Annotated in this window: 12 protein-coding genes and 8 pseudogenes; 11 read left to right on the top strand and 9 right to left on the bottom strand. The window is 57.6% G+C overall.

Translation table 11 applies throughout. The features are described 5' to 3' along the window. Positions 1-113 precede the first annotated feature (113 nt). Positions 114-376 (bottom strand): annotated as a pseudogene (locus tag I6F20_RS37215) (transposase); the annotation flags it as partial. 784 nt (positions 377-1,160) lie between these two features. Between I6F20_RS37215 and I6F20_RS37210 the strand changes: the two are divergent. Beyond that, positions 1,161-1,850, top strand: coding sequence for a hypothetical protein (locus I6F20_RS37210; RefSeq protein WP_225131455.1), 690 nt, complete (start codon positions 1,161-1,163; stop codon positions 1,848-1,850). Positions 1,851-3,069: 1,219 nt separating this feature from the next. Here the strand turns inward: I6F20_RS37210 and I6F20_RS37205 are convergent. Both I6F20_RS37205 and I6F20_RS37200 read right to left on the bottom strand, forming a co-directional pair. After that, a pseudogene (locus I6F20_RS37205) lies at positions 3,070-3,224 on the bottom strand (IS3 family transposase); the annotation flags it as partial. Between the two features lie 291 nt (positions 3,225-3,515). After that, entirely contained in the window at positions 3,516-3,698 is a 183-nt protein-coding gene (locus tag I6F20_RS37200) for a hypothetical protein (RefSeq protein WP_225131453.1), read from the bottom strand. A gap of 183 nt (positions 3,699-3,881) precedes the next feature. Here I6F20_RS37200 and I6F20_RS38615 point away from each other — a divergent pair. The 6 genes and pseudogenes from I6F20_RS38615 to I6F20_RS38605 form a co-directional block, all read left to right on the top strand. Beyond that, a pseudogene (locus tag I6F20_RS38615) lies at positions 3,882-3,996 on the top strand (IS3 family transposase); the annotation flags it as partial. Between the two features lie 32 nt (positions 3,997-4,028). Next, positions 4,029-4,265 (top strand): annotated as a pseudogene (locus I6F20_RS38295) (transposase); the annotation flags it as partial. A 175-nt stretch (positions 4,266-4,440) separates the two neighbouring features. Next, positions 4,441-4,722, top strand: a pseudogene (locus I6F20_RS38610) (transposase); the annotation flags it as partial. Between the two features lie 354 nt (positions 4,723-5,076). Further along, positions 5,077-5,334, top strand: a complete 258-nt coding sequence (locus I6F20_RS37185; RefSeq protein ID WP_225131463.1) for a hypothetical protein — start codon at positions 5,077-5,079, stop codon at positions 5,332-5,334. Between the two features lie 982 nt (positions 5,335-6,316). Next, on the top strand, positions 6,317-7,546 hold the full coding sequence (locus I6F20_RS37180; protein ID WP_225131452.1) for an IS4 family transposase: 1,230 nt from the start codon (positions 6,317-6,319) through the stop codon (positions 7,544-7,546). A 47-nt stretch (positions 7,547-7,593) separates the two neighbouring features. Next, positions 7,594-7,902, top strand: coding sequence for a DDE-type integrase/transposase/recombinase (locus I6F20_RS38605; protein WP_518513088.1), 309 nt, complete (start codon positions 7,594-7,596; stop codon positions 7,900-7,902). Positions 7,903-8,204: 302 nt separating this feature from the next. Here the strand turns inward: I6F20_RS38605 and I6F20_RS37170 are convergent, their stop codons facing one another. The 3 genes and pseudogenes from I6F20_RS37170 to I6F20_RS37160 all read right to left on the bottom strand — a co-directional run. Further along, the gene (locus I6F20_RS37170) at positions 8,205-8,384 is read right to left on the bottom strand and encodes a hypothetical protein (RefSeq protein ID WP_225131450.1); all 180 of its coding nucleotides are present in this window, start codon (positions 8,382-8,384) and stop codon (positions 8,205-8,207) included. A gap of 1,045 nt (positions 8,385-9,429) precedes the next feature. After that, entirely contained in the window at positions 9,430-10,815 is a 1,386-nt protein-coding gene (locus I6F20_RS37165; protein ID WP_225131448.1) for an IS4 family transposase, read from the bottom strand. Between the two features lie 122 nt (positions 10,816-10,937). Then, positions 10,938-11,264: pseudogene (locus tag I6F20_RS37160) on the bottom strand (IS66 family transposase); the annotation flags it as partial. A gap of 968 nt (positions 11,265-12,232) precedes the next feature. Here I6F20_RS37160 and I6F20_RS37155 point away from each other — a divergent pair. Then, a pseudogene (locus I6F20_RS37155) lies at positions 12,233-13,364 on the top strand (IS3 family transposase). 105 nt (positions 13,365-13,469) lie between these two features. Here the strand turns inward: I6F20_RS37155 and I6F20_RS37150 are convergent. Beyond that, complete coding sequence (locus tag I6F20_RS37150; RefSeq protein WP_225131447.1) at positions 13,470-14,804, bottom strand: LLM class flavin-dependent oxidoreductase; 1,335 nt, start codon at positions 14,802-14,804, stop codon at positions 13,470-13,472. Positions 14,805-15,979: 1,175 nt separating this feature from the next. Here I6F20_RS37150 and I6F20_RS38600 point away from each other — a divergent pair. Both I6F20_RS38600 and I6F20_RS37140 read left to right on the top strand, forming a co-directional pair. Continuing rightward, the gene (locus tag I6F20_RS38600; protein WP_225131457.1) at positions 15,980-16,387 is read left to right on the top strand and encodes an MATE family efflux transporter; all 408 of its coding nucleotides are present in this window, start codon (positions 15,980-15,982) and stop codon (positions 16,385-16,387) included. Beyond that, complete coding sequence (locus I6F20_RS37140) at positions 16,351-16,656, top strand: hypothetical protein (RefSeq protein ID WP_225131445.1); 306 nt, start codon at positions 16,351-16,353, stop codon at positions 16,654-16,656. Before I6F20_RS38600 ends, I6F20_RS37140 begins: the two co-directional genes overlap by 37 nt. Positions 16,657-16,983: 327 nt before the next feature. Here the strand turns inward: I6F20_RS37140 and I6F20_RS37135 are convergent, their stop codons facing one another. After that, positions 16,984-18,495: a porin gene (locus tag I6F20_RS37135; RefSeq protein WP_225131443.1), complete on the bottom strand. Its 1,512-nt coding sequence runs from the start codon at positions 18,493-18,495 to the stop codon at positions 16,984-16,986. A 508-nt stretch (positions 18,496-19,003) separates the two neighbouring features. Between I6F20_RS37135 and I6F20_RS37130 the strand changes: the two are divergent. Continuing rightward, positions 19,004-19,447 (top strand): annotated as a pseudogene (locus I6F20_RS37130) (transposase); the annotation flags it as partial. 75 nt (positions 19,448-19,522) lie between these two features. On the opposite strand, the gene I6F20_RS37125 reads toward I6F20_RS37130, so the two are convergent. Further along, on the bottom strand, positions 19,523-19,818 hold a 296-nt coding region (locus I6F20_RS37125; protein WP_275945365.1), incomplete at its 5' end, for a group II intron maturase-specific domain-containing protein.

Below are 19,818 nucleotides of genomic sequence, written 5' to 3'. Positions count from 1 at the left end.
ATCTCATCATGGCCTGGCTGCAACAGCAGTCCGCTCGCGAGAGGCCGGATACATTTATGCAACTGGAAGCGTCATTTTCGCTGTTACGACCCTTGCACGGACGGTGCGGACCATACATTCTTTCTCACGAGGTCCTTCAAGGCCGCGTTGTCCAGCATAGCGTCGGCCGGCAACCGTTTCAGCCGCGTGTTCTCATCCTCCAGAGTCTTCAGCCGCTTGGCTTCCGAGACCTTCAGCCCCCGAACTTGGCGTTCCATTTCTAGCTGCTGGCGTCGTTGACGCCATGCTTGCGGCACAGATCGGCCACCGACACGCCGGCCTCATGCTCCTTCAATATCGCGATAATCTGCTTCTGTATTCGGTCTGCTTCTGTCAATCCCTTAAAAGCGCGTGCCGCGGGTACCTTGCTTCTGTTCGTGGTCGGCAAAGCCGCGACACGATGGGATTCGGTTGAATGGTCGGCTCTTCGGCGTAGTCACCCGCCTGGAGGCGGACGCTACGACAGATCATACGAACTCGACCATCCCCACGCCGAGCGATGCGGGCCCGTCGACCAGGTCGTGAAATTCTTGCCCGCACTCACGATCCACCGTGAGACGGTGGATGAAGGTCTTGAAGTGTTCGAGCAAGCTTTGGCCGAAACTCTGGTAGAGGTGAGCGTGCCGACGAAATAAGCAATTCGATCTCAGTAGCACCAGAATGCATCTCGCCGTCAGGTAAGTTGACCGCTGACTCTCACCGCCGCCGCAAGCAGGAATTGCATCGCGCTCTCGACTGAATCCTCTGCCGCTACCGTCTCTTGAATGCTCTGAGGTGTTCCACTCATGGTGTCTCAGGATGGCTTTGCGGTCGGATCTTCTTCGATCATGTCGGGACACGTCAGCGAGTCGAAATCAGTGCTGGCTCGATCGGCGTGCGCAGGATGGGCTGTGATCTGGCCGCGAGATGACCGCTCCAGCTTTGGCTCACTTCGCGAGAGACGTCGGACAGGTTTTAGCTGGTCCGGCGGACCGGCGAAAGAGCGACCTTTCGCCTCCGATGTTCCTACCAGATTCGGTCGTCTCTAGTGATTTGATGATGTAGTACAAACTCGAATAGCGAGCCGGAACGCCACGGCTCGGTTCGTCGGCATAGGAGGCCGGGCAACAATGAAGTGCATAGTGGATCAGTTGCAAGCATCTCGCTTTCTCCAAGTGTATGACCGCGCCGCCATTCGAAAGGGCGTTAAGATCTCGATCGGCTTCGATTTTCATGAGTATGTCGCGATCACGGAGCGCACTCCGACAAAAGGCAGGACATATCCGATTTTTCGGCCTGACACATCACCCATCAAAGCAGGCGAGGGATATTGGATCGTGGGGGTTGACAAGAACAACGACGTCGTCCTCGTGGAGGCTGCTCGACTGTATGACCTATCGAGCAGCAATCTAAAGGAACATCTTGAATCTCTGAGATTTTTCTACGCTGATCCGAGCAAACATGCACATCCTGATGATTGTTGCATTTGCAAAGCGCCGATTGCGCGCCAGATCACTGGAAGGGTGGTCTTTCGCGGGGACATTTGGGTGCGCGGAGACTTTAGGAGGCAGGGTATGCCCAAGATCATGGAAGGGATAATGCGCGGTGTCTCCTTTGCCATGTGGGCTCCTGATTTCATGTGTGGTCTTGCGGGAACGTGGTCTGTCGAGAAGCGTGTCTACGACATAACGCGTTGCGAACCAGGTGGTTCGATATTGCGATTGGTAAACGAAAACATTGTGGACGACGATTGGCTTTTCTGGACGCCAGGTGAGGAGTTAATCAAGTTAGTCAATGGGTACGACGGAAGCGCAGTGGTATTTCCTTCGTGATCGTTGCTGGCACAAAGCCCTGCTCACTACGTTAGCGACTTAGGAGCAGCGATATGCCGCAAGCATCTAAGGAAGGCCAAGTAGTCCGACGGACGTCTCCGAGGCCATGCGGCTGAGCGCTAATGGCGGACGCCATGTTGGACAACACGGCGGGCCGACGTTGGGATGGAAGTGGGCACTCGCGAAGAGGCGGAGAGCTGTCGTCCATTTGAAGGAACTTCGGGATTATCGAATACGGCTGGCGTGTAAAGTCTTCGAAGGCTGCCGCATGGCGGGCATCACGGACGGTTGACGGTGCAGCAAAATCGCGCGGGGGCTTGGTGAGATGTGTCGGTGCACTACCGTCTTGACCGGGGAGCGCCTCGTCGCCTAGCACACAAGGCAAGCCCGTAAAGACGCGTTTTATCGAGGGCTTATGTATAGAGGGCCGAAAAATGATTGCGGCAGCACTTTAGATAAAGGTCGGTTGCGTTCATGTGCACCGGCATTCGTGTGACCGATGGCATGAGTGCTGGTCCTGAAGGAGAGCGCGAATTGACGCCCCATCAATACGTGGCGTATCTCACCCACCTTGCTCGGCGTGAGATGATTCTGTCGTATATAGTGAGGGTCCCAATATGCTTGACTATATAGTTGACGGCTCAGAGCCGGGTGGATAACCAGTTGGAGCGAGGCGGCAGCGGCGGTGGGGCTCTGCGGTCAACGGTCAGACGGACTCAAATGCGCCGACCATAGGCGCGTTGAGGCGGGGCGCAGGCTCGACCTCCCACCGCAACACCTGTTTGCTGGTCGCAAGGCGCGAGTGCCGGTCTGCTGAGCTTGCCGGAGGAGGGGCGGCGATCTTCGTTCCGGTGATGTTGGAGCTGCGCACGTTGGATCTGCGCGAAAGTGGCAATGCAGGATTACAATCGACATCGAGATTGATGATGCGCTGGTGCGCGCAGCGGTGGGGATCTATCCGATCGGAGTGCGCGGGATGGGCTGTCGGCGTACATGATGGCGGCTCGGTGGTCGTGAAGATCCGCGACGCAACTCGTAAAGATGCCGCTGGGTCTCCTGGCTGGTGCGCGAGCAACTCCACTATGACCCGTTCGAGGTATTGACTTTCGTGCTCAGAGCGAGTGGACCGTTTGAAGAGTTTTGCGTGAGGCGGGTCCGAGAGTAGGTCTCGGTTGTCTGAACAGCAATTCCGCGTCGATAAGTGGAGCTTTTGCCAGAGTTAGGCTGCCGCGCGGAACGGCAGCTGGTTGAAGTAAGCTTGATCCGAAGTGCCGCGTCAAGGCTCGACTGGGGACGCCGGCCATTGTAAAAGTCGAGGTATCGGCCGATCGAGGCGCGGGCGTCGGACACGGTGTGGTAGGCGCGCAGATAGACTGAGACGATTCCGACTTTGAGACCGAGCGGACGCAGAAGTCCGCGGATGACTTGCTCTGCGGCAGCGATGGAGCGGATGATATGCTTGCGAGCAGCCGCCAGCGTCCGCGCCCTTTGGCTGCCGATGCTCTTGACGTGAACAGGCTTGAACCAACCCGTTCTCACCACCTGCGCGATCCCGCGGGCGTCGTTGCGATCGGTCTTCACCGGCATGGCCGAAAGTGCCGCTTTGACCTGGCGGGCTTCCATACTGACGGCCGGCAGCCCCAGTTCGATTAGATTTGCGGTCAGTCATTCTGACGTCGGTCCTGCCTCCAGGCCCACCCGTTCAACTTGACCAGCCCATGGTTCGAGGTACTGCACAATCGATGGCGCGTCCGCGAACGTCGTTCCCTCCCGGATAAGCTCTCCGGTCCCATCCACCGCACATACCGCATCGGAATTCAGCGAAACATCGAGGCCGACGTAGATCATGACTTTTCTCCTTCGGATGCAGTTGGTCCATGATCGTCAGTCAAAACGTGCCGCGCGGCAAATAGGTCAGGCGATCGGGACCGAATACTCCATCTCTTCCGAAAAGCGGCTGCGCTTCATGCTCTGGTCTTTGTCGTGGGCCAGAACGAACTTCAAACGGGATTAGGCCCGAGGGGCAAGGTCACCGACCAAGGCTCGCAGTTCACGGGCGCCGCGTTCACCGGCGTGCTCGCCAGTCATGGTATCGCCATCAGCATGGACGGTCGGGGTGCCTGGCGCGACAAACGTGTTCGTCGAGAGCGGGAGTACACCCGACTGCATCGTCTGGTTCTGAAGGTCGTGCGCAGTGACCCGGCTTGTCGGCTCTTGATGACGATGCCGGGGATCGGCCCGGTCTCGGCGTTGACCTTCCGATCGACTGTGGACGATCCCAGGCAATTCCTGCATTCCCAATCCGTGGGCGCCTATCTCGGGTATTGCTGCAAGCCATCGCAATGCCTGGCACGACGGTCAAACCCTCCGGAGAGTCATCGATCGGACCAAGACACCCGCCGGATGTCAAATTGAGTGAACCTATGTAGACAACAGGTGCCGCCGGCAACAAGCGCAAATGAACAATCGCTCAGATTCACGGCGACCTTGATAATTCGTTCACTGGGCTGGCTGTGGAATGAGTTTGGGGCGACCGCACTCGCCATCCACGACGCGTTCGTGAAGCCAAGCTTCTTGGTCGTTCACAGAGGACCACAAGCGCCATGCCGTTGAACTGGCGGTATCGAGTGGTCAATCGATCGGGGCGGTCGCCAAGGAGCTCGGTCTGCGCGACTCGGTGCTGCGGCGCTGGGTGGATAAGCTCCGGCAGGAGCCGGCATCGGCGGCGAGGCGCCCACCACGCAGGCGACACCGATGCCGGCGGACCAGGCTTCGGAGATCGCCCGGCTGCGTCAGGAAAACGAACGACTGCGGATGGAGCGCGACATTTAAAAAACTGTCCCGCACCGTGGCGCGCCTGTGCGCAGCGTAGAAACAGCCTTGTGCCATGCTCGGCGGCCGGGAGGGTAGCGGCCGCTCGATTATTGGAGGCACAATCCCCGTTAAAAAACATGGTCCATGGGTGCTTGCGAACTTGAGAGCGGTGCCGCCGCCTGGCGGCGATCCCGATTAAGAATATGACGATTGGCATCGCCCAGCGCTCAAGAAGACGAGCGGCGGCCGACCGGAACTGAAGCTGGTCAACCTCGGGGCCGCCGCCATCGACATTGGATCAAAGATGCACATGGCTGCGGTGAACCCAGCTTGCACCGACGCGCCGGTGCGCTCTTTCGGTACATTTACGCAAGACTTGCATCAGCTGCCGAGCTAGTTCGGAGCCTGCGGCGTGACGAGTATCGCGACGGAATCCACTGGGGTCTATTGGATCCCGGTTTACGAGATCCTGGAGCAGCGCGGGTCTGAGGTGATCCTGGTCAACGCGCGGCACGCCAAGAACGTGCCCGGGGTGATCCGAGTCATTGTTGCAGGCGAGCGGAATCCTGACGTCTTGGCAACCTATCGGGACGTGCGATGCCATTCATCCATCGCGACGATCCGTGCGGCACTGGTGGGCAACGACTGGCACGAAAATGTCTTCGCGTGACCCAATCGCTGGAACTTTACGACGTCTACCGGGCCAAGATACTGGACTGTGACCGCAAGCTCGAGGTCCTGATCGCGGCACTGAACAAAAAAGGCGCAAAGGCCACGCATCAAGACCAAACAGGTCAATGCGCCTACCTTCGATGTCAGGACTGCGCTGTAGGGCGTGCTCGGCGTCGATCTGATTGAGATCCACGGCTTGGGTCCATCACTGGCATTTGAACACAGCGCTCGGCGCATTCTATGCGTCGGCTAGCCTCCCGAGCGGGCAAGTCCAAAGCCGTAACGGCGACCGCCCGCAAGATTGCGGTTTTGGTCCACAACACACTCCGGCATGGCATGAGCTACAAATATCCGGGTGCCGCCCATTATGAGCAACAATATCGCAGCCGCGTCCTCGCCAACCTACAACGCAGAGCCAAATCACTGGGCTTCGTGTTACAGACCATTCCAGAGGACGCCAATCCGGCTGTTTCTTAGGGAGTCGATCGCGATCTTTGCTGGAACTCGGACATGACCTCCCGCTTCATCGAGGACCATCGCGACGGTACGGCTGATGTGTGCCGTCCTCGAGGTGTCGCCGGCCGGCTATTACGCTTGGGCGCGCGTCCGGTGAGCACCCGCGCAACCTCCGATGCTGCGTTGCTGGCGGAGATCTGGCAGGTCCATCGCGAGAGCGGCCAGCGCTATGGCAGTCCTCGGGTCCACGCCGCCCTGCGGACGCACTAGGGCATGCACATATCTGGTGCGACGGATTGACTCGGGTCCGCCGCGGGGATTCCAGAATCGGGAGTCTGTGTGATTCGTATTGCGGCACTCCATGGTTTGGACGGGGGTGCCGCGATGTTGTCACGGATTGACTGGACGCTGGGCCGGTTCGGGGATCGTCGTCTCGATAAAGGGGGGCGGCGCTCGCTGAACGCATGGTTGCAGGCAGAACTGTCTGCCTTCGGCAGCTCTCCAGGGGGAACCGCGCGCTGGAAGTGCGGTTCAACCGCTTTCTTGGCCATGAAAAGGTAACGGCGGAGCGGATCATCGAAAGCTGGAGCGAAAGCACGGTCACTGCGGTAGAAGGCCGCCACGTGCTGGCGATCCAGGACACCAGTGAGATCCACTTCAACACCACATCGCAACGCCGGCGTGGGCTCGGAGAAATCGGAAAAGGTAATAGCCACGGCGTGCTGCTGCATCCGCTGCTGGCTGTGGATGCCGACGACGGCAGCTGTCTTGGGCTTTTGAGCGGACAGATATGGACGCGCAAAGGCCGCCGCACGACCTCGCACGACGAACGTGAGCTGTCGGACAAGGAATCGCAGCGCTGGATATCCACTGCCGTGGCGGCAAGGCCGCTGCTTACCAAGGCCGCGGCGGTGACGGTGCTGGGCGACCGCGAGAGCGATATCTTTGCCCTTTATGCCAGCTCGGCTGAGCAACACTTCCACGTCATCGCGCGCAGCATGCATGATCGCAAGCTTGCCGACCGCAGCAGCCTATATGAGGCCAGCGATGTTATGGCCGTGGTGGACCGGCGTACGATCCAACTGCCTGCGCGCGCCGCGCGGCCAGCTCGCCTAGCCCACCTCGAACTTCGCTTTGACGCAATCGAGCTCGCCCGCCCGCAGAGTAAGTTCCTGCACCATCTGCCGAAAAGCTTGCCATTGGCGGTGGTCGATGTGCGCGAGGTCAATGCCGAGGCCGGCGTAGAGCCGCTGCACTGGCGGCTTCTCACCTCTCACGAGGTTACCGGCACCGAGGACGCCTGGCGCATCGTCCAATGGTACAAGCAGCGCTGGATCATCGAGCAGTTCTTCCGTGTCCTGAAGACACAAGGCCTCAAGCTCGAAAACAGCCAGATCGGATCCGCCGATCGTCTTCTCAAGTTGGTTGCGATCGCCGCCAAGGCGGCCGTCATCACCATCCAGCTTCTGCAGGCCCGCAACGGTAGTCGCCAGCTTATTGTCGCGGCCTTCGATAACCGCCAAATAGGCGCGCTCATTGCCCTCAACCAGCAACTCGAAGCCGCGAGCAAGCGACTAAAGAACCCGCATCCGCCCAACAGCCTCGCCTGGGCCGCCTGGATCATCGGCCGTCTCGGCGGCTGGGACGGCTACCCATCGTCCAAGCCGCCGGGCCCGATCACCTTCAAAAACGGCCTCGAATACTTCCACGCCGTCTCAGCAGGATGGAGCCTCAGAGATATGTGCATGCCCTAGTGCGGACGCAGGGACGTGGGGTCAGCCGGGGCCGGATCGAACTGCTGATGCGGCGGCATGGCATTCGGGCGATCACGGCGCCGCCACGTCGGGTCCGCACCACCGACAGTCGCCATGCTCTGCCGATTGCGGCGAACCTGCTCGCGCGCGACTTCACCGCCGCAGCCCCAAATCGGATCTGGCTGGCTGATATCACCTACATCCCGACCGCGGAGGGCTGCTTGCATCTGGCCGCCGTCATGGACCTCTTCAGCCGCAGGATCGTCGGTTGGGCGATGCAGGATCACATGCGGGTCAAACTCGTCTCCTCCGCGCTAACAATCGCGGTCCGCCAGCAGCGGCCCGCTCCGGATTGATCCATCATTCCGACAGTACGCTTCACACATCTATCGCAGCCGCGGGCCTTCCCGCATCGATGAGCCGCAGGGCCGAATGCGTCGACAATGCCCCGATGGAGAGCTTCCTCCACACCCTCAAGACCGAGCTCGTTCATCATCGTCAGCATAAGACCCGCACCTACGCCCAACGCGATATCTTCGCCTTCATCGAGGGCTCTACAATCGCACCAGGCTCCATTCATCGGATATATCCCTCCGATCGAGATGGAGCTAAAAGCCGCTTAAACCCTTCCACTTTTTCGGGGGAAGATCAGATCTCGTCAGGAAGACAGCTTTCTGCCACGCACACGTTGCGCGGCGTCTAAAAGAATGGGTTTTCTCATTGATAGTGGGCCTTCATCTTTCCAGTAGATCTGGCTTTCACTTAACCTATCCGCCCATTCGAGGACCTCCTGCCAGTTGAGGTATGCATAAGCCTCCGAGCAGTTCGTCTTCTTCATTGAATGCTCCTTTGTGCGCATCTGCGATGATGTCGTGGTGACTGAAGGCGTAACGCCTGCTCCAAATTTGTTCACTTAGCCGTAAGCAAGACGGCGAAGCCGTCCGGAAGGGAGGCAGGTGCTCCGAGCTGACTCAGCTTCAGTTTCTGCCCGGCAGCATGCACTGCGTTCTGATGGGCATCTGACATGTGCGCAATGCGATCGAGCAGAGGAAGAGCTTCCTTCCACTGTAATTGGCCGTAAAGGGGAGAAGCTGCGAGCATGGATGGTGAAAAAAGAGAGCACGCGGCGGGTCTCACGATGTGAAGTGCACTTGGTCTTTCGAGCGCGCCTGCACTCACACGCAGCAAGCCGCGCGAGATGGCTGAACACTAAAGGGCGGGCTTCGCTGTAACATCTGGTTGTCCCCACGTTGATTTGCAAGACATGCGAGGTCTGCCGCCCAGTTGCGGGTACAACACGGAGGCTTGGTAACATCAAGCCAATCGGTGGTCCTGCACATACGTCAAACGCAGCTCGATCTCTCTTGCATTAAAAGGACTAAACCACCGAATGTGCGACCCGGGCAGCTACCAGACTGGATAGTCCGGAGCACGACGCGCGCGAGATGAGACACGCAACTGCGACGGTAGCGACGAAGGAATATCAAGTCGCTTAGGTACCTCTCAGCGAGGGCAATCGTCGCCGGTTCGGCACGTTAGTTTGCCACCATTAGGAATCCGGATGAACAGGCGTCTGATCCAGTTAGCGTCATAGCCACGGTCGGCAAGCAGCATTGCCCAGATTTCAAACGAGACAACAGTCTTCCGGCAAGTTCGGCGTCGCGTGTCCCGTCGGGGCTCAAGCCAGACGCACCGGCTACAGAACCCCATGCTGGGCGGCGGCGATCAAGGTGAGACCTCTCATCCTGATTGTCGCGCCATACCATGCTGATGCACGCGGACAAGCGTACCCATTCGGCGTAGCTTACGATTACCCACATCTTTGAGTCAGAGCTTCGCTCCCGTTGCGATATCAATGAATCGCGATAGTCCGCGCCACATGATCAGATTCCCTGGTGGCGGATCGTTGGCGCGGGCGAGATAGCCGCCGAGCCTGGCGATCTTGATGAGATAATGCGACAATGTCTTTCGTTGGGTGCTGACTGGATTTTTGTCTTTGACGAGCCGATCAAGCAATTAGCTTTGGTCAACCCAAATTCCGGTGAGACATTTGGCGCTGAACGATTGAGCATCGTCATCCAAAAAATGCGCCAGCTCACAATGCAGAACACCGAGATCAGATTCGTCAATCGCTGAGCAGTCCGCAGTTGCGAGTCCTCTGCCCTACAGCCGGATTTGAGTATCTTGTGGAAGACCTCGATCTTGCATCGCAAGGAATACCAATCGAGCTTCTCGATCGCATCGCCGCGCGATTGCACCGGAAGATCGGTCAGGAGTTTCCATTCAATTTTCTTTCTGTTCTTTGGCGCTCCTCTTTCATCAGCGTGGATCACTGTCAAAGTCAAAGCTGGATACCGCGACTGCTTGCCTATCGGTGGCAAAATACGGATTTTACGATACCGGATTTCAAGAACAGCCTGGTCTGGATTGCCCTTACTATCCTGGACTTCGATCCGGTGGAGACCTTTGACCGCGACCTCGTCCATTATCGTTGCAACGGTATGATCGCCATCGCCTGCCAGGCGATTGACACAGGTCCTTACCAAGAAATGCGTTCCAACCTCTTGGGCGGCGCAAAACAATTCATAAATATCGGCCTCACGATCACCGATATGGATGCACTTCGATGGCTTCTCAAAAAGCTCCGTGGATTGCTTGAGGTTTTCCAGCCACCGAATGCTCTCCTTGGTTTCAATGGGGATCCGTGTCAGGTTGACCTCGCGCCTGAGCGCAGCGACCCCTCTGAATTTCTTTCTGGTCCAGAACTTCACGGCGCTGAGCCCCAGTGGAAGCCCCTCAAGGGTCACCGCAAGGCTCGAATGCATCAATATTCCGCATGTCGTGTACGTTTGGGGTTTTCCGTCCAATCTTCGAGAGTTGCTTTTGGGGATGCGCTTAATCATCCCGATCAGATCCGGGCGCTCCCTTTGATAGGTGAATTCGGTCGTATCATGCAGAACAAGAACAGGCCCTTTCGCAGCCGCGATACGTTCCCGCGTCGATTTAAAATGACCAGACAGGATGTCGGCCTCGCTTACTCGTTCATTGGAGAAGAAACGATAGGCCGCCTTGGTATTCGCGCAGTCTTGGCAAACCATCGGAATGCTCTGTCCGATGTCTCCACCAATCTGCTTCAGCAGCATGCGAAATCTCTCGCCAAGTCGAGCGTCCTGGAATTCGCACAGCGCAGCTTCACGATCAAACCAACTCACCGCGTCAGACGCCAAACGATGGGCGTTCTCATCCCGGGCGCGTGAAGTCAGTCCCATAGAGCACCTCTTCTCGAATCAGGTGCCCATCAAAGAATCACAAGTGATTCTGGCGACTCAAGTTTTTCGGCTCAGTGCACCTCAAAAAATGTGGGTAATCGTAAGCTTCACCGGGGGCTTACCTTGCGGGTAACTCCCGGGAACGTCGTCGTCTGCGCCGCGGCCCGACCCGCCGCAAGCTCGTCCTCGGTGGAGGCGGCTTCCAGATCTGCGAACTTCAGCGCCACCTGCTCGATCAGCCGCGCCGAACGTTCCGACTGTTGCCCATAGATCTGATGCTCAGCCGGGCGATCTTAGCTTCTGCTGTGGGATCAGCGTCTCGTCTTCCGACGCTTTCGAGCGAGCGACCGCGAGCTCAGCGGCGACCTTCAAACCCTTCGCGCGATCGGCTCCCAGCGCCTCTCTCAGGTTGCGACGTCACCCGCATCGGCGTCGCGGTCGGCATCTATGCGACACAGTGAATCACAGATTAGATGCGTTGGAACTCCCAAAATACTTTGCGGCCGCCAGCTCAAGTGCGGATTCCGCCAATCGATCCCTTCCAGCATATAGGCCCATCTTCGCAAGTGTGTTCCTGATCTGAGGACGCAGAAGATGCCATTGAAGACAGAGGAACGCCACGCGGCTTGTTCGCCAGCAATCGGCTCGATGACAGTCCGTTAATAGTGGGCGATTTCGCTTGCGCTTGTTCGAGCCTTCAGTTTGAAAGCCGGAATCACAGTGGTTCGGCCAAACGCAGCGCTCGCCGCCGGCCCCGGCGCGGCGCTGATGGGCAGAAGCAACATCAATTCTCCCACATTCTCATAAACTGCTAAACATGACGTGCTGGCAACGTTCTCCTCAAGGCATGCATTCACCATTAACATGCATCGCACATTGAAGGCACGATACAAAGTTTACGTGCGACTCTTTGCAAATTGGCTAGCCGCAGAACTAAACGCAGTCAAGCTTGCGCTGTATCCATCCGAAGATGCGATCATCTGAGACCACGAAAACTTTCCACTTCCCCGAACTCTGTCGAGATCGTACGCGGCAGAACCAACTGGAGGTCCACTCGCACGGTCGCACCAGCAGCCTTTAGTTCGATCGCCTCCGATGTGCAACGATACGGTTTCCACCGTTACCTTTCGGCCATCCTCAGTAAGCATAGTCGAGCCCTGCGATCAGCTGAAAATGGCTAGAAAGAAACGAGGGTACGAGCGCACGTTGGATTCGAGTGACGCGGCGAGGATGCGCACCTACCACGGCTTCTTGCAACGTGAACAACCAAGCGACCGTTTACAACTCAGTGAAATGCAGCTAGCGGACTGTTTCCCGAACGACACAACTGAGAGCTGGCTCCGGGAATCTGGACAGGGCGATAGGTGGAGTTTCTGCCTGACGGCGGGCAAGATTGTCCCGCGAATCAGGAGAGACGATGAGCAGACGAGCCCGCCGGCAGCACGCACCGGCATTCAAGGCCAAGGTGGCGTTAGCGGCGATCAAGGGCGAGATGACGCTGGCCCAGCTGGCTGAGCATTTCGACGTGCATCCGAACCAGATCACGCAGTGGAAGTCTCAGCTTCAGGAAGCGGCGGCCGAGGTATTTGGTCCTGGCGATGGCAACAGAACGAGCGAGCCCGCGGTGGACGTGAAAATGCTGCACGCCAAGATCGGGGAGCTGACGCTTGAGAACGATTTTTTAGAAGGCGCGCTCAGCAAAGCCGGCCTGCTGAGCGCAAAGCGATGATCGACCGTGAGCACGACCTGCCGATCACGAAACAGGCGGAAGTTTTGAAGATCAGCCGTGGCAGTGTCTATTATCTACCACGTCCGGTGTCGCCCGCCGACCTCGCGATCATGCAACGGCTTGACCGGCTGCATTTGGAGTTTCCTTTCGCCGGTTCGCGAATGCTGCGAGACCTGCTGGCTGCCGAGGGGTGCAAGATCGGCCGCCGGCATGTCAAAACGCTGATGCGGCGGATGGGGATAGAGGCGCTCTACCGCCGGCCGCGTACCACCAAGCCCGAACCCGGGCACAAGATCTATTCGTATCTGCTGCACGGGATGGAGATCACACGCTCGAACCAGGTCTGGGCGATGGGCATCACCTACATCCCGATGGCGCGCGGCTTCGTCTATCTCGCGGTGGTTCTCGACTGGTTCAGCCGCCGGGTGCTGTCGTGGCGCGTCTCGATTACGATGGAAGCCGCATTCTGCGTCGAGACGCTGGAGGACGCTCTCGCTCGCCACGGCAAGCCGGACATCTTCAACACCGACCAAGGCTCGCAGTTCACGGGCGCCGCTTTCACCGGCGTGCTCGCCAGTCATGGCATATCAGCATGGACGGCCGGGGCGCCTGGCGCGACAACGTGTTCGTCGAGCGGCTGTGGCGCAGCGTCAAATGCGAAGAGGTCTATCTGCGCGCCTACGACACCGTCTCCGACGCCCGCGCCTCAATCGGCCGATACCTCGCCTTTTACAATGGCCGGCGTCCCCACTCGAGCCTTGACCGGGGTACCCCGGATCAAGCTTACTTCAGCCCGCTGCCGTTCCGCGCGGCAGCTTAACTCGGCAGAAGCTCCACTTATCGACGCGGAATTGCTGTTCAGACAACCGATGCCAGCTCTCTGCTCCAGATGCGCATACCGAGAGTTGGCTGAGTTGGTAGCTGTTTACTGGGCGAACTGATTCGCTGGTCGCTCGAGGCCGAGATTCTCTCTTAGGGTTTTTCCGAAGTATTTCGATCGGAATTTCCCTCGCCGACGCAATTCAGGAACTACCAGGTCAACAAAGTCTCTCAGACCGCCAGGCGCAGTCGCTGGTAACACATTAAATCCGTCAGCCGCGTGTTGATCAAACGTATCTACCATGGCGTCAGCAATTTCCTCCGGCGTTCCAACAACCATGAGATGTCCTTTGCTGTCTGATATCAATTGGATCAGTTGTCTCCAGGTAAATTTCTGACGTGCGGCAACGTCGACGAGCAGCTTCTGACGACTCTGGATGGAATTCGTCCCCGGCAAAGTCTCAGGGACCAACGCGTCAAGATTCACCGAACGTAGATCGGTGACTGAGCCTAACCAAAGATCGGCCGCCCCAACTTGAACGTCAATGTGCGTGGTCGCCCTTAACCTTTGAAGTTTCTCAGAGGCTTCTTGCTTAGTTTTTCCAACTATCGGAACAATGCCCGGCATGATTACCACTTGATCCTCATTCCGCCCGAGTGCCCGCGCTTTTTGCTTGAGACCTGCGTAGAATCGCTTACCGTTCTCAAGAGATGGCTCGGCGGTGAACACGACTTCGGCAACTTCGGCAGCGAAGGCTATACCTGTATTGGACGCGCCAGCCTGAACCAACACGGGATACCCTTGCCGGGGCCTTGCAATGTTCAAGGGCCCTCTCACCGAAAAATAGTTTCCCCGATGATTGAGCACATGTAGCTTCGTAGTATCAGCGTAAATACCAGTTTGCCTGTCGCGAACGAAAGCATCGTCCTGCCAAGTGTCCCAAAGGCCTTTGACTATCTCCACGAACTCGCTCGCTCGAGCGTAACGCTTGTCGTGATCTGGCAGTCGCTCTTCACCAAAATTGTGAGCTTCGGGAGCCATGGCGGAGGTAACAATGTTCCAGGCTGCGCGCCCTTTCGATAGATGGTCAAGTGATGCGAACATTCGCGCAAGATTGTACGGTTGATAGTAAGTGGTCGTCGCTGTCGCAACAAGACCGATGTCCCGAGTTCGGGATGAAAGGGCCGACAACAGCGTAATCGGCTCGAGGCCATCGTTACGACCTACACGTGACATGGTTGCGTGACCATCTATTATGCCTTGATGATCAGCGACAAATACGAAGTGAAAAGCGGCACTTTCGGCGAGTCGTGCAAGTTCTTCATAACGCTCGACATCCCCTACTCCACTGAGGGGTACGCTTGGATCGAGCCAAGCGCCTTCATGGTATCCCGCCCGAGTGAGATACAGTCCGAGCTTCATTTCCTCGTCGGCCCGCATGCGTTGTCTCCCTTCATTGCCTGTTCTAGCGTGATGCATTGAACTGTTTGAACTCAATCTCGACCTTTCGCCGTTCCTCGATGTCGATAGAGTGACGCAAGCACTCGCTACAGCTCCACTCGTATGAGCAAGCCCCGAACTCAAGCGGAGCGCCGCAAAGAAATGCATCCACTTTGTTCGCAATTCCGTGAGAAAGGGCCCTAGAGGAGAGAAATACCGCTTAGTTCACGCAGTGTTTTTGTCGTAAATTCACCCTACATAAGAATTGACGAGAACAGACCTACCAAGTGTGAGGGCGTCCTAGTCTAGTGCAGTGCCGCGCCTCTAGACGCGCATTGCTCAAAATTGCAATGTATCAATCTATTTTCTGCTTCGCGGCACTCGGGAACGAGCACCAGGTCACACGAGAACATGACCTTCGCGGTGATTCCAGCCGGTTGATCGCAACATGTGATCGGGCTTGAGCAAGCGTTGTCAGATAGATTCCCGAACAATTGCGATCGATCCCAGCCCGGGCCCCAACCCAGGTAGATACCACCAATGTTAATAGTTGATATTGTTCGCGGAGCGGCATCGGATGCCCAAAGATCGCAGCGATGATCACTGGCATTGTCGTCCTTCAGTACGCGCTGGCGTCGGACGCAGGCTCGACTGACGAATGCCGGCACGCTCTCATTGCTCGGTTGGAAGCCATATCTTCGCCAGGTGATCGACCAGCTGAGCAATAGTCTGCCGTCGCTCCAAATCGGTGAGCGCTATTTCGGCGCGGAAGCATTGAAACGCAGGAGCCAAGCGACGGAGTATAAAGCGAGCAGTCGCTACACGCAGGCTCGGAAGAGCTTCAAACCGGTGGGGCGCTCTAAGCTCTGACGCGCACCGGCCAGTTCTGAAGCGCCCTCCTCGATCGGAGTGGCAAAGAGGGTTCGTCTCGATGATAGAGGGCATCTTTGATAAAGGCTTCCAGAGATAAGATAGCTGAAACAAAACCGACCCCGCATTCTCCACTCGGAGTTAGGAGACAGGCAACAGACGTTCATGAGCTTACTGACGAGCTGCGCGAACTTGCAAGATTCGCGCTGCCGATAATCCTGACGCAGGTTGGGCAGATCGCAATGATGACGACTGATCTCGCCCTAATCGGTCGCATTAGCAGCTAGGCACTCGCAGCGGCGGCACTGGCGGACAGGGTCTATCTGGTTAGCTTCACCTTTGGCGCAGGCCTCCTGGCGGCGGTCGCCCCCCTAGCGGCTCAGGCGTTTGGGGCAGGCAATCTACTTGCGATCCGAGGTACGGTACGCACGCGCTTATGGATGGCGTTGCTGCTTTCGCTTCCGATCACAGCCCTCGCATTGTGCGGAGAACAACTGCTGCTCGCCTTTAAGCGGCCTCCCAACGCGGCGCGTCTCGCCCAGCAATACCTTCTCGGGATCGTATGGGGCATTGCACCGGCGTTTTGCTTTCAGGTGCTCCGTAGCTTCATGAGCGCGGTCGCGGCGATCCCCGTAAATGCCGGCTTAGTTTATCTACTGATCTATGCGACTACCGCATGTTTGAACGTCTTTGGCACTTCGACTGGCCGTTGATGCGTCAGCTGCTGGTGATCGGGATACCGATCTCAGTTGGTTCAATGATAGGAAATGGCCTGTTCGTGGCCGCGGCGCTTTTGGCCGGCCTGATTAGCACCAGCGCGCTCGCTGCCCATCAGATCGCTGTTCAAGTCGATGTTATCCTATTGGTGTTTCTTTCGGTATCAGCATGGCTGCGGCCATACGCGTCGGCCACGCGGTCGGCCGTAACGACGGATCCGGCGTCAAGCGTGCCGGTCTGGCAGCGCTTTTACTCGGCATGGTGACCATCGCAACTTTTTACGATTGCGGTATTTGCCGCGCGTGTTGAGATCGCCGAACTGTTTTTAGCCGAATCGGGCGGCGACGCCGATGAAGCGATTGAACTAGCTGCCAAACTCCTCTTGGTTGGAGCGAGCTTCTTTCCCGCGCGACGAAACTGATAGGCTGGTGGTGCTGACTCGCGAATTTGTCACGAGTGGCTGCGAAGCGGTCATCTCGTTTCACGTCGGAGTGAGAAAAGGCCTCCGGCGGGCATGCCGGAGGCCTTCTTGGAGGTTAACACATAGATGAGCAACAGCGCGTCTTTTCTCCTTCCGTTAGTTAATAGAGAATTAGAAATTGCGCTGAGCTCGGACCACTAGCGTGAACGCATTCTGGTCCTTCAGCTCATACGTAGTACCCGGCTTGGCAATCGAATTCTGCACCGGCAAAGTGACCGTGCTTCCGCTTGCGTACTTCTGGTCCAGCATCGTGTACGCGAGTTCGGCTGAGAAGGTCAGGCCCTTGACCGGAGTCCAACCCGTCCTTGTACCGACAGTGGCGAAGTTGAAATCGGGGTTGCAGCCAGCAAGGCCTGTCGAGAGCGCAAGACCTGGAACGACAGCACCGCAGATATAACCCTTGGCCGTACCGTTGTAGCGCACAGCAGACCAGGACCCGAAGACGCTGCTGGCCCACTGCGGGTCCCAGTTGTGGGTGTAACCGCCGTTGAAGCCGAATGTCGTAGTCAGCTCCTGGCCGGATCCCGGCACAAACACCGAGTCAGACACACCAGCGAGCCCGACGCTCTGGTACGCACCCGCGAGACCCGTGCTTCCGTACATCGCGTAACTGGGCGCATTCGTGTAGTCGTGGAAGTTGTAACGGCTCGCACCCTTCGTATACACAGCTGTCATGTTGATCGTATCGCCGGCACCGGTCGGAATGTTCTTGATCGACAATGCCAGCTGACCGGCCCCGCCCCACTTATCATCCGGATGGCCAGTGAGCTCGGTCGCGCCATAGTAAGCAACATGGTTATTGTGCGCTGCGACCGAGGCTTTGAAATAACCCCAACTCTGGTCAACAGTAACGGATCCGATGAGGTCTGGAGCCCTCGCCCCCCCGAAATCGTTAGCGCCGTACGCACCGGCAGCAAGGCCTCCAACTGACGCGGCGCTCACGTTCCAGACAGCGAGCTGGTTGCGGGAAACCTGATCCTCGGCCGACAACGAGGCCGAGATGCCTTGCCCGAAATCAAATGTATAGGCGATCTGGTTCACGGGATCCCAACCGCCAGCACCTGTTAGCTCGAAGGATTGCGCCGCATATTGGCCCCAAGGAGTACTGAACTGAGACGTCGCTTTGCCGAACGTGAAGCCAGCGAATTGAATGAACGCGTAATAGAGACCGGGGGTACCCTGAGCGACCTGATTACCAATCCCCGTCGTATACGTCGTGCCGCCCGCCCCGTTACCGCTATAGGCACCCCCTGTATAGGTCCAAGCCAGCTCGGCGAACGTACGGAGCACGCCGTACTCGGTCGCTGTACGCGTGTCGATCGAGAGATCTTGGCGGACGCGCGCGCTGTAATATTCGCTCAGGCGGTTGTGCGCGCCACCCACACCACTGTCCGGCGCTGCATAATGGTAGCTCGTGTTGAATGTCGTTTCAGCGCGCAGGTAGCCACCCAACTTGATGCACGTGTCAGTGCCCGGAATGTAATAGAAGCCGGCGCCATACAGAGAGCAGACCTTGACATACTCGATCGCCTTGGCCTTGACAGGAAGATCAGCCGCCTGCGCCACACCCAAGGTGATCAGACCCGCCGCCGAACCGAGAAATAGGCTCTTAGCCATCCTCATAAAAGACCTCCAATTGTTTCACGTGAAGAGTGGCCGCTCACCCCAGAACTTGGCCATCTTCGCCCCCAATCATTCGCGATCGACAGGGCCTTCCCGAACGTCGGCTGCTAGATTTACCGCTGACGTCGCGGCGCGGACCATTCCGCCGCTCGCAAATCTACGTTGACAGATTGCGTTCGATATCGGCGTGAAAACTTAGTACAAAACGTACGAACGCATCGGCGCTCTCGGTCAGAGTGCTCTAATCGCGTCAGAACCGTACGAATGGTACTAAAGATGAAGTTCAAGGTACGTTATGTACGAACTACGACTCTGTCGGTCGGTTAACTCGCATATCAAGTCGTCCGTGAAGAATGCGAATTGACCTGAGAAATAAGCAGAATTGGTCTTGATGTAGTATTCGATTTTGCAGGAAAGCGGGGTATTGGACCTCGCTTTCTTGCGTTTTGAGTTTTGCTTTTAGTTGATTCGTGATTCTCTGACGGCGTCGTCGACATTGGGGATTGCGATGAGCAAGCCGCGGGATGATCGCCAGAAAGACCTGTGCTTCCGGCGCTTGATCAGATCATCGACATGGGTCATCCGCTGGTGCGGTTGGCAGCGCTGATCGACTGGAACATCCTGAATGAGCGCTTCAGTTCGGTGTGCCAAGCAGGGTCGGGACAGCCGGGCTTGCCGACGCGGCTAGTCGCCGGCCTGTTCATTTTGAAGCACATGCACAACCTGTCAGATGAGGTGCTGTGCGCTCGCTGGATCGAGAACCCCTATTGCCAATACTTCTGCGGCGAGCTGAGCTTCCGCCACCGCCTGCCGTTCGATCGATCGATCGTCGATGACGCGCTGGCGGCAGCGGCTCGGCGAGGAGCAGCTCGTTGCGCTAATCCAAGAAAGTCTGTCGGGGGCGCACAAGACAGGCGCCCTCGGCCCAAAGGACCTGGAGCGCGTGGTGGTCGGTCGAGTAGCCCCGGGGAATTGCACCCCGAGGCTCTCACGAAACCGGACGTGAACCTCTCGATTCATCCGGCTTCTATCTTCCAGCCGCAGGTCGAATGCCGACTCGCCACAAATAGAGGAGGTTCGGATCGCGCTGTGCGAGCCGTCCCAACCAATATACTGAGGCGACTTTCCGGCCTTTCAACCGCTTGTATTTCCGCCTCGTCCAACGGGCGAGCGCGTCGTTAATGTGACGAAGGACATTGACACATTCCGTCCGGTAAAACCGTCCGTAATAGTTCAGCCATCCTTGCACGACAGGATCAATCAGCTTGGCGAGTTCTTCAAGACTCCAGTGGTTTCGCGTCGAACCCAGTCGCCATGAGCGAA

Origin of the sequence: Bradyrhizobium sp. IC3123, assembly GCF_020193625.1 — a bacterium.
Classification (GTDB): domain Bacteria; phylum Pseudomonadota; class Alphaproteobacteria; order Rhizobiales; family Xanthobacteraceae; genus Bradyrhizobium; species Bradyrhizobium yuanmingense.
Note: the sequence above shows the minus strand (reverse complement) of the source record. Positions and strands in the feature narration are given on the sequence as shown.

Coding starts and splice junctions, on each gene's coding strand:
- I6F20_RS38605 (WP_518513088.1), top strand. CDS start 7,594: ATGCGGCGGCATGGCATTCGGGCGATCACGGCGCCGCCACGTCGGGTC.
- I6F20_RS37200 (WP_225131453.1), bottom strand. CDS start 3,698: ATGATCTACGTCGGCCTCGATGTTTCGCTGAATTCCGATGCGGTATGT.
- I6F20_RS37170 (WP_225131450.1), bottom strand. CDS start 8,384: ATGAAGAAGACGAACTGCTCGGAGGCTTATGCATACCTCAACTGGCAG.
- I6F20_RS37140 (WP_225131445.1), top strand. CDS start 16,351: ATGTTTGAACGTCTTTGGCACTTCGACTGGCCGTTGATGCGTCAGCTG.
- I6F20_RS37135 (WP_225131443.1), bottom strand. CDS start 18,495: ATGAGGATGGCTAAGAGCCTATTTCTCGGTTCGGCGGCGGGTCTGATC.
- I6F20_RS37150 (WP_225131447.1), bottom strand. CDS start 14,804: ATGCGGGCCGACGAGGAAATGAAGCTCGGACTGTATCTCACTCGGGCG.
- I6F20_RS37165 (WP_225131448.1), bottom strand. CDS start 10,815: ATGGGACTGACTTCACGCGCCCGGGATGAGAACGCCCATCGTTTGGCG.